This is a genomic window from Stenotrophomonas maltophilia (assembly GCF_004920835.1).
Classification (GTDB): domain Bacteria; phylum Pseudomonadota; class Gammaproteobacteria; order Xanthomonadales; family Xanthomonadaceae; genus Stenotrophomonas; species Stenotrophomonas maltophilia_AQ.
Genome location: NZ_QFHO01000001.1, coordinates 51,652 through 65,119 on the forward strand (window position 1 = coordinate 51,652; position 13,468 = coordinate 65,119).

A 13,468-nucleotide genomic window follows, 5' to 3' on the forward strand; every position below is an offset into this window, starting at 1 on the left:
CATGCGCGCCGACTCCCCTGCCCAGTCGCGGTCCGTAGTGGCCATCCAGCAGGCGTTCGCTGTCGCGGCAACCCAGCTCACGCTGATGTGGCGAGAGCGGCGCGTGCTGTGGCTCGCCCTCGCCCTCTTGTCCATTGCAGGTGCGTCGGTGCTCAGCGGTGCTGCACGCCTTACCCTGCAGGCGCAGGAGCGCCAGGCAATGAGCGAGGAAGAGGCGCGGCTCTGGGACAGCCAGGGCACGATCGACCCGCATAGCGCAGCACATGTGGGGCGTGCCATTGCTGCCCCGGTGCGGCCCCTGGCTGCACTGGACCCGGGGCTGACGGATTACCTGGGAACCTCGGTGTTCATCGAGGGCCACGCACAGAACCCGGCCAGGCACCGCGCCGTGGATGGCGGCACCGCACTCAGCCGCTTCGAGGGTTTCTCTGCGGCGTGGGCGCTGCAGGTCGTGGCGCCGCTGCTGATCATCCTGGCCGGCTTCGCCACACTGTCCGGCGATGTGGCCCGCGAGACGCTGCGCCAGGAACTCGGTACCGGCGCCTCGGCCGGCGTGCTGATCTCTGGACGCTTGATTGCCCTGGCGGCCGCCTCGCTGCTGCTGGTGATGGCCATGCTGCTGATCAGTCTTCCGGGGCTGTCCATCCAGTACGGCGGCGCCACGGATCTTGCCGCCCTGCTCGCACTGGCTACCGCCTACCTGCTCTATCTGCTGGTGTTCTGTGCACTAACCGTGGGGGTGTCGGCACTTGCCGGCTCGGCACGAACGTCACTGGTCGTGCTGCTGGGCTTCTGGGTGGTGTCCACACTGCTGCTGCCGAGGGTGGCGCCTGCGGTCGCCGAGTCTCTGTACCCGACTCCTTCGGCACCGTCGTTCAGGGCCGGCGTGACCGAGGAAGCGGAGAACGGCGTGGATGGCCATGACCCGGCCGACAAACGCCTTGATGCCCTGCGCGCCGCGTTGATGGCACGCTACCGCGTCGACAGCGTTGACGACCTGCCGCTGAACTTCCGCGGCGTGGCGCTTGAGTTTGCCGAGGCCAACTCGACGCGCGTCTACAATCGCCATTTCGATCGCCTGCATGCCACCTACCAGCAGCAGGACGCCATCCAGCGCCTGTTTGGCCTTGCCTCGCCGACACTGGCGCTGCAGTCCTGGTCGCGCGCCATCGCCGGCACGGATTTCCCGGCGCATCTGGCATTCCTGCGCGGCGTGGAGGACTACCGCTATCGGTTGATCCAGGCACTCAACCAGGAAGTAAAGCTGCACAAGGCACCACAGGGCGGGAAGCACGTGGCCGACATCGCCGGCATCACCCGGTCGGTGCAGTACCGGCCACCACAGCAGACCCTGGCTGGCATCGCTGCCGCGCAAGGCGTGAATCTCGCCATTCTGCTGGCCTGGCTGCTGCTGGGTTGCGCGGTGGTCGCCCTCTCGGCGCGGCGGCTGGGGAGATCGCCATGAGCGTTGCGTCGATTGCACGCTACGAGATCCGCCGATTGCTGCGTGATCGAGCGCTGCCGGTGCTGGTTGTCCTGCTGCTCGGGCTGGGTGCCTACGCCGCGTGGAACGGCCGCGCATGGGTGGACCAGCGCGAGGCGGCCATCGCCCTGATCAAGCAGGAAGAGCAACAGACGAAGGAGCGCAGCCGGGAATTCGTCGGCAAGGCGCCCTCGGTGCTGCCCCGCGCCCAGCCGGTGCTTCCGCCCGGCGCCATGGCAGCGCTGTCGATCGGCCAAGCAGACGCCTATCCGTACACCGCCGATGTGGTCGCGCTGGGCGATCCGACTCAGCTGCTCAAGCACGTCTGGGCCGACATCGGCAATCCGGCAGCACGGGCTGCGGGACGGTTCGACCTGGCGTTCGTCATCGTCTTCCTGCTGCCGCTGGTCATTCTCGTCGTCACCCATGATCTGTGGTCCCGCGAGCGCGAGCGTGGCATCGCTGCGCTGGTGCTGTCGCAGCCGGTGTCAGCAACACGGCTTCTGGTGGTCAAGTTGCTGGCCCGTGGCCTGGCGGTGCTGCTGCCCGCACTGGCCATCATCCTCGCGGTGGCGATCGGGGCCGGCGCGCACAGTCCTGCGGGCCTGGCCGTGCTGGCGCTGACCGTCCTCCTCTACGGCGCGTTCTGGCTGGCCCTTGCACTGCTGATCGGTTGCCTTGCCCGGCGCACCACCGAGGCGGCCATCGCCGCTGGCGCGCTGTGGCTGCTGATCGTGGTCATGGCACCGTCGCTGACCCTGGCCACGGTGAACCTGATCGCGCCGCCGCCGTCACAGATGCAGTTCGCCACCGAAGTGAAAGCGATGCAGTCCGATATCGCCAAGCGCCAGCAACGTGAGCATGCGAACTCGGTGCCACTGGCTTCTTCGTCATCCCTCATCCCCGATACAGTGCGCCAGGCCTATGCCGACCGCGTTGCGGCCGACCGGGAACTGGCCCGTTTGATGGCCTCGCATGCGCAGGCCGAGGCCGCACACCGCCAGCTTCTGGACCGGCTGCGGCTGCTGCTGCCGGCCGTGGCAACGCAGGACGCGCTTGACCGAATCGCAGGCTCGGATGCCGACCGCGCGCTCGACTTCCAGCATCAGGTCCACACCTTCTGGCAGGCACGAAGGCTGTTGCACAAGGCCTATCTGGACCGTGACGCGCCGCAGACCCTTGAAGAGTACGACGCACTGCCCCGCTTCCAATACCGCGAGCACGTGGGCGTCGTCCGGTCCGGTGTCCTGGCCGATCTTGCTGCCTTGATCATCGCCACCCTGCTTGTCCTGCTTGCGGCCGGAGCACTGCGCAGCCGGCTGGCAACGCCCTGAGGAGACGTCCACATGCTGTCTGCAAAAAGCCTGGTCATGGAACACGGTGCACATCGGGCGCTGGATGATGTCAGCTTCGAGGTGCGGCCCGGCGAGATCTTCTGCCTGCTGGGCGCCAACGGCGCCGGCAAGTCGACGACCATCAAGCTGTTCCTTGGCTTTCTGAAACCCACCTCCGGTGCGGCCGAAGTGGACGGTCTCAGTGCGCAGCAGCGGCCGCAGGAGGTACGCCGACGGCTGCTGTACATCCCCGAGACCGTGGCGCTGTACGACGAGCTGACCGGCTACGAGAATCTGGACTATTTCGCCCGCCTGGCCGGTGTCGAGGAACGCTCGCCTGCGCGGCTGAAGGACGCACTCAGGTCCGCCGGCCTGGCAACCGACGCATTCGGGCGACGCGTGGGTCTCTATTCCAAGGGCATGCGGCAGAAGGTCGGCATCGCACTGGCCATCGTCAAGGAAGCCAGGGCACTGCTTCTCGATGAACCCACATCGGGCCTGGATCCTACGGCGTCAGCCGAGTTCCATGAGCTGATCGTGCGGCAGCGCGATAGCGGCACGGCGATCCTGATGGCCACCCACGATCTGTTCCGCGCCCGTGAAGTCGCGACCACGATTGGCCTGATGCAGGCCGGGCGCCTGCGCAGGACGCTGGATGCCAGCGCGATCACCGCGAACGATCTTGAGAATCTCTATCTGGAAGAGATGAGCCGGAGCGCCTAGGCGGCTCCGGCAACCGGCTCGCCTGCGTGGCCGGACCAGCGCCGCAGCCACGCCTCGATGTTGATCTGAGGGCCGAAGATGCCCAGCACCTGCGACGAGTGATCCGGACTGACCTGCTGGATACCCGTATCGGCCAGCGCGCTGTCGAGATAGCCGCGCCTGGCCAGCATGCCGTCAACCAGCAGACTCCTGATGAACCGCTGGTGCCCCTGGGTGACCGCCACGGAGTGATCATCCAGATAGGATTTCACCTTCCGCGACAGCAGCGCTTTCGGCAACAGTCCCTTCATTGCACGCCGCGCGATGGTTCGGTCTTCTGCATCCGCGATGAGCAGGTGCAGCGGGATGCGCGCGAACAGTTCAACAAGCGGCTGCGCACTGATCGGCGATACACCATGCCAGTGGCCGGCGCCTTCGAACGGATCAAGGACGCTGGTCGGGAATACCATCCGGCCGATATGGGCCAGCTTGTAGGGTGATACGCGATGGCCCTGCGCCTGCGCATGCCGCAACCAGGCCGGCTGCATGCCATCCTGTTCGGCGCGGTCCACCCGCACCCATGGGCAGGGCTTGCCCCAACGGCCATTGATGCTGCCCGGCCGCTTCAGCAGGCCATGCACGACCGAATCCTTGAGTACGCCGTACAGAGAATCGCCGGATTGCGCGGTTTCGAACGCCACGCGAAAGAACGTCCGGTCGATGCCACGTCGCCAGGCGTAGTCGATCGCAGCGGCGTTGCCCTTGAAGCGCAGGAACACCGCGTCGCCGCCGACGCCGGTGAACTGCACGGTGTTGCCGTCGAAGTCCACGTCACGGCGATGGAGCAGATAGCCGGAGCAATGCGCCGGCCGGGCCGTGCGCGGGAAGGCCATGATCTCTTCCAACGCGCAGTGTGGCTGCCGCCGGTACTCGATGAATTCGCAGTTCCTGCCCGACGATTCACGGACCCCTGCCACGGCCATGCGTGCGAACAGCCGTTCATCGGCGCCGATGCCGTCATCGTAATGATGGATGCAGGTCACCTCGGGCGCCGAGGGCGCGTGCAACAGGCCGGCCAGGATGATCGAGGAGTCCAGTCCGCCCGAGAGCTGCAGCTGGATGCGCCGGTGCTGGCTGGCCAGCGCGCCGATACAGCCCAGCAACGTCGAACGGGCCAGCTGCACGGCCTCCTCAATGTCCTCGATCGGTTCATCGCGGGCCATCCGCACCACGTCCCACTGGCACTGCCGGCCCACCGGTTCGCCGTTCCGGATCGAAATCGCCTCACCGGCTTCGACGGCAGTGACTTCCTCAAAGCCGGTCTGCAGGCCATCACGAAACGGATACAGCAGCGAATAGGACAGGAACGACCAGTCGACGCTGAAATCGCGCAGGCCCAGCAGCAGGCAGTCTTCCATGTTGGAGAAGACCACCGTCAGCTGGCCCACTGTGGTCATGTAGCACGGGATCTCCGCAGTGGGATCGCGCAGGACGAACCAGCTCGAAGTTTCCTGCTGGAAGCCCAGCGCCACGTAGCGGCCCCAGCACCGTTCGACGATGCTGCGCCCCTGGCTGCTGCAGGCGTCGTCCGCTGTCTCGGCATCCAGGTTCACGCAACCAGGCACGGTGCCTGCGCCGAAATCCTTGTGGAACAGCTTGCCGAGTACTACCAGGGAGTTCGCACGACGGCATTCGAAATAGCCGTGGTTGTCACTCTGCGCATGGATCGCTGCGCCATTGCCATTCATCACGCAGGCAATGCCGGGCAGCCTGGCGCCGATCCTCTCCACGATTCGTTCCGCCTGCGCCGTCGCGGATTCCGAGTGGGTGTTCCAGAGCACGGCGATGTATCGGTACATGGCAGGTTTCGTTACAGCACCAGGATGGGAACCATCCGGCGCAGGTTGAAGGGAATGTCGGTCAGCACCTGATCGCCATGCTGCAGCCAGCAATGCGCGGCGAACGGCTGGGTTCTGACCGCGAACACCCAGCGCGGAACGATGTCGTACTTCGACAGGAACTCGCGCATCGCCAGGCAGTAGAGAAAGCACTCATCGGTCTTCCTGAAGGCCAAGGGTCGAAGCCAGTCGAACACCCGAACCCGCGACGCCAGTTCTTCGATGCTCACGTGCGTGTCGTGGTCGTGATCCGTTCGACGGCTCGCGGCAGACACCGTGGCACTGAAAGGAAGGAATGTTCTGCTGCAGGCGGCATAGGCACACGAGACAATGAAACGACGCAGGTCCCGCGCCATGATCGGTGGACGGCCACGAGGCGCGCCCTCGCGCACCCAATGCCGTGGCAGCGTAATGGCAGGGCTGGCGGCGGATTTGCCCTGCAGCGGGTCTGCTGTGATCAAACGGCGGTCGATCAGGGCCTGCAGAAGCGTGGGAATGCTTGCGCCATCGGACCGCAGCGGCCAATCGAGAATGAGGTTGCCAAGGCCTGCGGCGCCGCGTCTTTCAAGGGAAAGATACCTACCCGTGGCCTGATCCAGGATCACCATGGCATCGCCGGTGACGCAGACGTGGGCGTGCTTTGACAGGAAGTAAGGGGCGGCAGCCTGCTCCATCATGCGCTCCTGCGCCGGAACCGGAGAAGCGGTGCATGCAGGGCATGCACCGCAGGTACTACGTTGCGCGGCAGGTCAGGGCGACGTGGTCGGGAACACGCCATCCCACAATGTGCCGTGGTTGTGCGCCTTGGTTTCCGAAACCACCGAGCCCAGCTCGATCAGTTCACCACCCACGCCCTGTTCTTCAGGGTTCTGCTGTCCTGCCACTACACCCAGCTCAATCAGCTCGTTCATGAACATCTCCTCTAGTCAGTGGATGTATCCACGCGTTGCATTGGATCGCGTTGCATTGGATACGGAGCAGCCAAGCCACCATCGCCGCATATTGCACAGCGATTGCCGCCAAGGCACTCAAATGTTACGATATAACATATTATTTTTGCGTGATGAACGACGCCACCGGCCCGTTGTCGATACGACCCATGAGAGGCAAGAGGGATGAACACCGAGATCAGTGACGACAGCCTGGATCCCACGCTTCTGTTGAAGGGAGTGTTTCCTCTGCCGAAGTTCATCCGCTTCGCCAGGGAGCGCTGCCCACCGGCAAGCTTCGACGAGGCCGCGCTCGTGGAGGATTGGCGGACGGCCCGCGCCGAGGTGCTGCGGCTGCAGCGGGAGGAAAGCGATGCGGCAGACGCGATCGGTATCCATGCGCTGCCGGAAGAAATGCTGCCGCTGGCTGAGCAGGCGCTGCGACAACCCTCGATGCACCGGATGACGAGTGTCCTGCCGCGCCGTTGGCAGATGGTCGAGATCGATCGACTGGTGATCTTCCAGGAATGCATCAATCTTCGCCACATCGACCAGTTGGCGGCTGCAGTCACTGCCTCACCCACCGCGCAGGAGATCATGCAGCTTGTCGCTCGCAGCGGCAGCCATGCACATCCGGAAGTGCGGTTCACCCAGTCCGATGGCAGCTACACCTTCGCGTCCACCTCGAACGACCTGCGCTTCCTCGACGTGGCGACCCTCGATCCGGCTGGCATCGCCAACTATGAACCATTCGGCGCAGCCAGCCACGCCGTCGTCATCTATCTGGGTTTCAGCGACAACCTGATCAGTGCGACGCGCTTTGGCAGCCGTATCATCCTGACCAACGGTTCCCATCGCTTGTACCTGCTGCGCAAGCTCGGCTTCCGGCAAGCACCCTGCCTCGTGACCGATGCCACCGACAGCGATCTCAGCGAGGTTCTGCTGCCGGCAGCGGTCAAGCAGGATCGCGCGTTCTATCTGTCTTCGCCGCGGCCGCCGCTGTTCAAGGATTATGTCGACCCGCGCCTGACCTGCGTGGTACCGGTTACCCGCAAGCACTACGCCCTGCGGGCCAAGCTCGATCTGCAAAGGATCACGGTTCCGGCGTTGTAGCTCGCGCCCACGTGGTGATTGCCTGGCCCGGCTGCGGATATGGCCGGATTGGTGAATCACCTGGCGGAACTGTCGAATGACGCCCTTCGGCTTGCCGCCTACGCTACCGGTCCTCGAACAGAGAGGATGCCAACGTGAGCGAGAAAGCACTTGCTGCCGAAGCAGGAAGGAGGGATCCACCCATCATCCATGTCCTGATGGGGCTGATCTGTGTCTGGCACAGGCGCGAACCGGGATCGGCACGCGATGACGAGTAAGCGCCACCGTGCTGCCTGGCGTGGCTTTGGGGCGTAGGTACCAGCGTGGAGATTTCGATTGCGGGGCTGAGCGAGGTTGGGCCCGACTATCCGGACCGTGTCGATCTTCCGGTGATGGTGCTTGGGCTGGACCCCATTCCAGATGCCTGGCAGATGCCCTTCCATGCGCATCGGAAGGCGCAGCTGCTGGTCGCCACGCGTGGCTTGATCATGCTGGAGACCGCGGCTGGCCTGTGGGTGGTTCCGCCACAGGGCGCGATCTGGATCCCCGGTGGGTTGTCCCATCGCGCCAGCAGCAGTGGACGGCCGCACGGCTTCGTGGTGTTCGTGGAACCCGGGGCGGCTCCGGAACTGCCAACGCAATGCGCTGCGATGGCGATCACTCCGTTCATGCAGGCCCTGCTGGAGCGCGCGTCCAACCTTCCCCAGCAGTATGCGTCCGGCAGCGCGCAGGACCGCCTGATGGGCGTGTTCCTGGATGAGCTGATTGCTGCGCCGCCGGAGTGGCTCCATCTACCCATGCCATCCGATGCAAGGTTGCGCCGGCTGGCCAATGCGATGCTGGACACGCCAGCCGAACGAGCAACGCTTGAGGTCTGGGCGAGCCGGATCGGAATGAGCGAGCGCAACATGTCGCGCCTGTTCTCCGGCGAAACCGGCCTGAGCGTGAGACGCTGGCGCAGGCAGCTGCATGTGGTGGTCGCGCTGCCGCTGCTGGCCAAGGGCCGGACGGTGCAATCCATCGCCGATGACCTGGGCTACGACAGTGCCGGGGCGTTCGTGACCATGTTCCGCAAAACCGTGGGCGCGCCCCCCAAACGCTTCCTGGCGGGACGAGGCACTCGGCAGCAGGCATCGGACGCCGACGATCAGCGGCCACAGGAGCCACGCTGACGGATGCGGGAGCGCATGGCTCCCGCACCGGCGAAGACTGCCCTTCCCTTCAGCGCTGGTAGTCCTTCAGGAACAACCACGTGATCAGCGTGGCATCCGGTCCCTTCGGGTCGGTGAACGGCAGGCCGGACTGGCTGCCGCTCCAGGCATGCCCCATGCCCTGCACCACGTAGTGCTGCACCAGCGTCCTGCCACCATAGGCATAGGTATCCACGGTGTAAGCGCGCCCACCCGGCACCTGCCCCTGGTAGGTGCTGGTCGGCAGGTACTTCACCGAATCGTTGTCCAGGCCATCGTCGGCCAGGTCATTGGTCTGCAGGAACTGGCGCACGGCCTGCTGCCCGTTCACCGGATTGACAGTGAGATCGGCACTGCCATGGAACACCAGCACCGGGATCGGACGCGGCGATGGCGAGCCCGAACACTGCCAGGCCAGCCGCCCATTGCTGTCCGGCGAGTAGATGCTGCCGGCCAGCAACGCGTAGGCGCTACCGGAAATCGTGGTCGCGCCCTTGAACATGCCGCCGGAATGGATGGCACCGGCGGCGAACACATCCGAGTAGCAGGCCAGCATGATCGAGGTCATCGCACCGCCCGCGGAAATGCCGGTGACGTAGACCCGATGTGGATCGATGCTGTAACCGGACTTCACCTTGTCCACAATGCCAGCCAGGATCGAGGCCTCACCGCTGTCGCGCGCCTGGTTGATCGGCAATTGCCAGTTCCAGCAGCGTGCCGGGTTGGAGGTGACGTTCTGCCGGGGGTAGACCACGATGAACCCCTCGCTGTCGGCAACGTCATTGAAGCCGGACGCCTCGCCCATCAGGTTCGGCCCGGTCACGCAGCCATGCAGCACCAGCAGCAGCGGCAGTGGCCGGGTTTCGTCGTAGCCGGCCGGCACCCACACCTGGTACTCGCGGGCGCCGAACAGATTGCCGTACAGGCCGATGTCCCAATGCCCGGCGGGGCCTGCGGCGTAGGCACTGCCCGCCGTTGCCAGCCAGCTGCACAGCAGCAGTGCGAGTGCCTTGATTGAATCGATTCCGGATTTCATGGCCAGATCCTCATGCGTGGTTCGTGGATGAAGGAGTACCGGTAGCGCTTGCAGGTGGGGGCGCGCCCAGTATCCGCATCCCGGTGCCGCTGCCGACTGGACCTAGGTCCACTCGCCGGCGCCCGGTGACACCGCTAGCCTTGGCTGCAGGGGTGGCAGAGGGCCATCCGCAATGGACATGCCCTGGGGGAGGAACGGATGAATCGGAATGGTCTGAGTCTGATGATCGGTGCGCTGCTGGCCACCGGGCCGGTACTGGCACAGGAGGCGCCACAGCCGGCGCCAGCGACAGGCAGGACGGCTTCACCCATCAATCTGGACAGCATCAAGGTCACCGCACGCAAGCGCGAGGAAACCCTGCAGGAAGTACCGGTGGCGGTCACCGCGTTTACCTCCGAAGCGCTGGACAGGATGAACGTCCAGGATCTCAGCGACCTCGATGCACAGGTGCCCAACCTGACCATCTACGCGGCACGCGGCGCCAGCAGCACGGTTACCGCCTACATCCGTGGCGTCGGCCAGTCCGATCCCACCTGGGGCGCGGATCCGGGCGTCGGCATCTATCTGGACGATGTCTACATCGCACGTCCGCAGGGCGCGCTGCTGGATGTGTTCGACGTCTCGCGCATCGAGGTGCTGCGCGGCCCGCAGGGCACGCTGTACGGCAAGAACACCATCGGCGGTGCGATCAAGTACATCTCGCGCGGTCTGCCGACCCAGACCGAAGGGTTCGCCCAGATCACCGTGGGAAACTACAGCCAGCTCGATGCCAAGGCGGCCATCGGTGGTCCGATCGGCGGTGCCGACAGCGGCCTGCGTGCCCGCGTGGCAGTTGCCAGCATGAACAACGATGGCTTCGGCGAGAACACCTTCAATGGCCAGCCGGTCAGCGACAAGCAGATCAATGCGGCGCGCCTGAACCTGGGCGCGTATGCGGGCGATGATTTCGACGTGCAGTTCGCGCTGGACTGGATCGATGACCAGTCCGGCATGCGCGGTTCGAAGATGCTGGCGCCCAACCCGTTCCTGCGCGCCTACCCGCCGATGGACAGCCGCTACGATATCCGCTCGGGCATGCGCAACCTCAACAGTGTGGAAACCAAGGGTGCCTCGGCCACGGTCAACTGGCGTCCCAACGAAGACATCGCCGTGAAGTACGTGGTGGCCAAGCGCGAATCGGACAGCGAGGCCAACATCGACTTCGACACCACCCCGGTCAAGCTGGCCGACGTCGGCGGCACCTACAGCGACAACCAGGTCAGCAACGAGGTGCAGCTGAACTACGATGCCGGCGGCCGCGTGCGCGGTGTGGTCGGCCTGTACCAGTTCAGCGGCGAAGCCGGTGGGCAGATCCAGAACAACTACTTCAGCGCGCAGTTCGCTGACAACCAGGGCAAGGTGCTGACCGACAGCATCGCGCTGTATGCGGACTGGACCTTCGACCTGACCAGCAAGCTGAAACTGGATGTGGGCGCTCGCTACACCGACGAGGACAAGCGCGCGATCGTGCTGAACCGCCTCTACGCCGACCCCGGCTTCAGCCGGCCGGTGGCGGTGACCGCGGACTTCGACAAGAAGACCAACTTCAAGAACGTCTCCCCCAAGGTCTCGCTGGACTACCAGATCACCCCGGACATCATGGTCTACGGTCTGGCCACGCGTGGCTTCAAGTCCGGCGGCTACAACATCCGTGCCAACGCCGTGGCGGTGCCGCGCTCAGCTGAGCCCTTCGATGACGAGACCGTGGACAGCTACGAGGTTGGCAGCAAGATGGCCTTCCTTGACCAGCGCCTGTTCCTGAATCTTTCTGCCTTCTACAACAAGTACAAGGACATCCAGCTGTCGGTGTTCACCGGCCTGGATACCAATGGTGATGGCATCGACGATTCCTTCTTCGGCGATTTCACCAATGCCGGCGCGGGTACCGTCAAGGGCCTGGAGGTCGAGTACCAGTACCTGCCCAGCCAGCACTGGCTGATCTCCGGCAACCTCGCCTTGCTGGACACCAAGTACGACGAGTACATGGACCGTGGCATGAATGTGGCCAAGCAGATGAAGTTCACCAATGCGCCGGAGTTCTCGGGCGCGTTCAACGTGGAGTACCGCACCGAGCTGGCCAAGGGCAGCAACCTGTCGGCACGGGTGAGCTACAGCTACCAGAGCGAAGTCTGGCCGACCACCGACCTGAGCCCGGTGATCCGCCAGCAGGGCTACGGGCTGGTCAATGCCGGCGTGATCTGGCGGCTGGATGATGCGTGGACCTTCTCGCTGCAGGGCACCAACCTGGCCGACAAGGAATACCGCACCACTGGCTACAACATTCCAGCAGTGGGCACGCTGATTGGTTTCTACGGTCCACCACGCCAATATAGTCTCAGCGTCCGTTACGATTTCTAGAGCATCCGTTACGATTTCCAGGAAGCCCCTGCATGATGCAGTCTTACGTAGATCTGTATTGGAACAGCGACGATGGCCTGCGCCTGCACGCGCGTGACCATGCACCCGATGCAGGGCAGGCGCCCCGCGGCACGGTGGTGTGCATTCCCGGCCTGACACGCAATGGCGCCGACTTCGACGTGCTTGCCGGTTCGCTTGCCGCCGTGGGCTGGCGGGTGATCGCAGTCGATCTCCGCGGTCGCGCCGGTTCGGAGCGTGCGCATGATCCGTCCAGCTACAACCCGCGCACCTATGCCGACGACATGGTCGCGCTGCTGCGCGCGCAGAACATCGACAAGGCAGTGTTCATCGGCACCTCACTGGGCGTGCTGGTCACCATCACCCTCGCCTCGCGCGCGCCCGAGCGGATCGCTGGTGCAGTGCTCAACGATGCCGGCCCCAAGGTGCCGCGCGAGGCGCTGGCACGGATTGGCAAATACGCCGGCAAGCCGGTGCCGCCGATGGATCTGGAGCAGGCCACGGCGTACGTAGCGTCGATCGGCAAGGCCGCCTTCCCGCGTTTCAGCATTGATGACTGGCGGGCAATGGCGGTGCGCACCTTCCGCCCACGCAGCGATGGCCTGCTGGAGCTGGACTATGACCCGGCGGTGATCCGTACCACGCGGCCGTGGCTGCTGTGGTTGCTGCGGCCGGTGCTGTGGCGTGCGGTTCGCGGGCTGACCGCACGGGTGCCGGTACTGGTAGTCCGGGGTGCGCTGTCGGACATCCTGCCGGCCGATGTCGCGCGGCAGATGGCCGCGACCTCGGAAAGCGCCCGCCTGGTCGAAGTGCCGGATGTCGGTCATGCGCCGATGCTGTCCGAACCCGAGGCGCGAGACGCGATCCTGGCGCTGCTGGAGCGTCTGCGGTGAGTGCCGGCGCTCCGATCGACGCGCTACCCGCTGCCTTGCAGGCACTGCGGCAATGGGCAGCCAGCGAGCGCCTGGGCGCCGGCACACCCATCACGCAATCGCGCATCGACACTTTCGCCGACGCCACCGGTGACCACAACTGGATCCACGTCGATCCGCTGCGGGCACAGGCCGAGCTGCCCGGCGGGCAGACCATCGCGCATGGCTTCCTGCTGCTTTCGCTCACCGTGGAAGACGATGTTGCAGCCCTGGCCGGCTTTTCCGGCATCGCCCACGTGCTCAACTACGGCTTGAACAAGGTCCGCTTCCTGGCGCCAGTGCCCAGCGGCTCCGAGGTGCGGGTGCGCTCGCAGCTGGTGGCACTGGAGGCGCGGCAGCCCGGGCAATGGTTGCTTACCCAGCGCAAGGCTGTCGAACGCGTTGCCGATGGCGAGCTGGCACTGGTCGCTGAGCATCTGTCACTGATCGTGCTCGCCCCCTAGCACCACCCTGCCCG

The 13,468-nt window shown here is 65.0% G+C and carries 12 protein-coding genes; 8 read left to right on the top strand and 4 right to left on the bottom strand.

Going from position 1 to position 13,468, the window contains the following annotated elements; genetic code table 11:
- The first annotated feature begins 1 nt into the window (after nt 1).
- From DI041_RS00210 to DI041_RS00220, 3 genes are read left to right on the top strand one after another with little or no spacing between them, the layout of a single operon-like run.
- Entirely contained in the window at nt 2–1,465 is a 1,464-nt protein-coding gene (locus DI041_RS00210; RefSeq protein ID WP_136638017.1) for a DUF3526 domain-containing protein, read from the top strand.
- Nucleotides 1,462–2,817 carry an ABC transporter permease subunit gene (locus DI041_RS00215; RefSeq protein WP_136638016.1) on the top strand — a complete coding sequence of 452 codons (1,356 nt, stop codon included), beginning with the start codon at nt 1,462–1,464 and terminating at the stop codon, nt 2,815–2,817. Before DI041_RS00210 ends, DI041_RS00215 begins: the two co-directional genes overlap by 4 nt.
- 12 nt (nt 2,818–2,829) lie before the next feature.
- Nucleotides 2,830–3,540, top strand: a complete 711-nt coding sequence (locus DI041_RS00220) for an ABC transporter ATP-binding protein (RefSeq protein WP_136638015.1) — start codon at nt 2,830–2,832, stop codon at nt 3,538–3,540.
- Here DI041_RS00220 and DI041_RS00225 read toward each other — a convergent pair.
- The 3 genes from DI041_RS00225 to DI041_RS21170 all read right to left on the bottom strand — a co-directional run bounded on the left by DI041_RS00225 (nt 3,537) and on the right by DI041_RS21170 (nt 6,328).
- Nucleotides 3,537–5,378: an asparagine synthase-related protein gene (locus DI041_RS00225; RefSeq protein ID WP_136638014.1), complete on the bottom strand. Its 1,842-nt coding sequence runs from the start codon at nt 5,376–5,378 to the stop codon at nt 3,537–3,539. The genes DI041_RS00220 and DI041_RS00225 overlap by 4 nt on opposite strands.
- Before the next feature lie 11 nt (nt 5,379–5,389).
- Nucleotides 5,390–6,091 (bottom strand): lasso peptide biosynthesis B2 protein, encoded by a 702-nt coding sequence (locus tag DI041_RS00230; RefSeq protein ID WP_136638013.1) that lies wholly within the window; start codon nt 6,089–6,091, stop codon nt 5,390–5,392.
- Nucleotides 6,092–6,166: 75 nt separating this feature from the next.
- Nucleotides 6,167–6,328 carry a hypothetical protein gene (locus DI041_RS21170; RefSeq protein WP_169050313.1) on the bottom strand — a complete coding sequence of 54 codons (162 nt, stop codon included), beginning with the start codon at nt 6,326–6,328 and terminating at the stop codon, nt 6,167–6,169.
- Nucleotides 6,329–6,532: 204 nt separating this feature from the next.
- Here DI041_RS21170 and DI041_RS00235 point away from each other — a divergent pair, with 204 nt between their 5' ends.
- Complete coding sequence (locus DI041_RS00235; RefSeq protein WP_136638012.1) at nt 6,533–7,459, top strand: hypothetical protein; 927 nt, start codon at nt 6,533–6,535, stop codon at nt 7,457–7,459.
- A gap of 302 nt (nt 7,460–7,761) precedes the next feature.
- On the top strand, nt 7,762–8,610 hold the full coding sequence (locus DI041_RS00240; protein WP_136638011.1) for an AraC family transcriptional regulator: 849 nt from the start codon (nt 7,762–7,764) through the stop codon (nt 8,608–8,610).
- A 49-nt stretch (nt 8,611–8,659) separates the two neighbouring features.
- Here DI041_RS00240 and DI041_RS00245 read toward each other — a convergent pair whose 3' ends face one another.
- Nucleotides 8,660–9,664 (bottom strand): extracellular catalytic domain type 1 short-chain-length polyhydroxyalkanoate depolymerase, encoded by a 1,005-nt coding sequence (locus tag DI041_RS00245; protein WP_136638010.1) that lies wholly within the window; start codon nt 9,662–9,664, stop codon nt 8,660–8,662.
- A gap of 198 nt (nt 9,665–9,862) precedes the next feature.
- Between DI041_RS00245 and DI041_RS00250 the strand changes: the two genes are divergently transcribed.
- Genes DI041_RS00250 through DI041_RS00260 form a run of 3 tightly spaced genes read left to right on the top strand, consistent with a single transcriptional unit; the run spans nt 9,863 to nt 13,454 of the window.
- Nucleotides 9,863–12,061, top strand: a complete 2,199-nt coding sequence (locus DI041_RS00250; protein WP_248298401.1) for a TonB-dependent receptor — start codon at nt 9,863–9,865, stop codon at nt 12,059–12,061.
- A gap of 32 nt (nt 12,062–12,093) precedes the next feature.
- Entirely contained in the window at nt 12,094–12,972 is an 879-nt protein-coding gene (locus tag DI041_RS00255; protein WP_136638009.1) for an alpha/beta fold hydrolase, read from the top strand.
- Nucleotides 12,969–13,454, top strand: a complete 486-nt coding sequence (locus tag DI041_RS00260; RefSeq protein WP_136638008.1) for a MaoC family dehydratase — start codon at nt 12,969–12,971, stop codon at nt 13,452–13,454. Before DI041_RS00255 ends, DI041_RS00260 begins: the two co-directional genes overlap by 4 nt.
- Nucleotides 13,455–13,468: the final 14 nt, after the last annotated feature.

Excerpts from the sequence above, each read along its gene's own strand:
- DI041_RS21170 (WP_169050313.1), bottom strand. The coding sequence starts at position 6,328 with ATGAACGAGCTGATTGAGCTGGGTGTAGTGGCAGGACAGCAGAACCCT.
- DI041_RS00245 (WP_136638010.1), bottom strand. The coding sequence starts at position 9,664 with ATGAAATCCGGAATCGATTCAATCAAGGCACTCGCACTGCTGCTGTGC.
- DI041_RS00210 (WP_136638017.1), top strand. The coding sequence starts at position 2 with ATGCGCGCCGACTCCCCTGCCCAGTCGCGGTCCGTAGTGGCCATCCAG.
- DI041_RS00230 (WP_136638013.1), bottom strand. The coding sequence starts at position 6,091 with ATGGAGCAGGCTGCCGCCCCTTACTTCCTGTCAAAGCACGCCCACGTC.
- DI041_RS00215 (WP_136638016.1), top strand. The coding sequence starts at position 1,462 with ATGAGCGTTGCGTCGATTGCACGCTACGAGATCCGCCGATTGCTGCGT.
- DI041_RS00220 (WP_136638015.1), top strand. The coding sequence starts at position 2,830 with ATGCTGTCTGCAAAAAGCCTGGTCATGGAACACGGTGCACATCGGGCG.
- DI041_RS00225 (WP_136638014.1), bottom strand. The coding sequence starts at position 5,378 with ATGTACCGATACATCGCCGTGCTCTGGAACACCCACTCGGAATCCGCG.
- DI041_RS00250 (WP_248298401.1), top strand. The coding sequence starts at position 9,863 with ATGAATCGGAATGGTCTGAGTCTGATGATCGGTGCGCTGCTGGCCACC.
- DI041_RS00235 (WP_136638012.1), top strand. The coding sequence starts at position 6,533 with ATGAACACCGAGATCAGTGACGACAGCCTGGATCCCACGCTTCTGTTG.
- DI041_RS00255 (WP_136638009.1), top strand. The coding sequence starts at position 12,094 with ATGATGCAGTCTTACGTAGATCTGTATTGGAACAGCGACGATGGCCTG.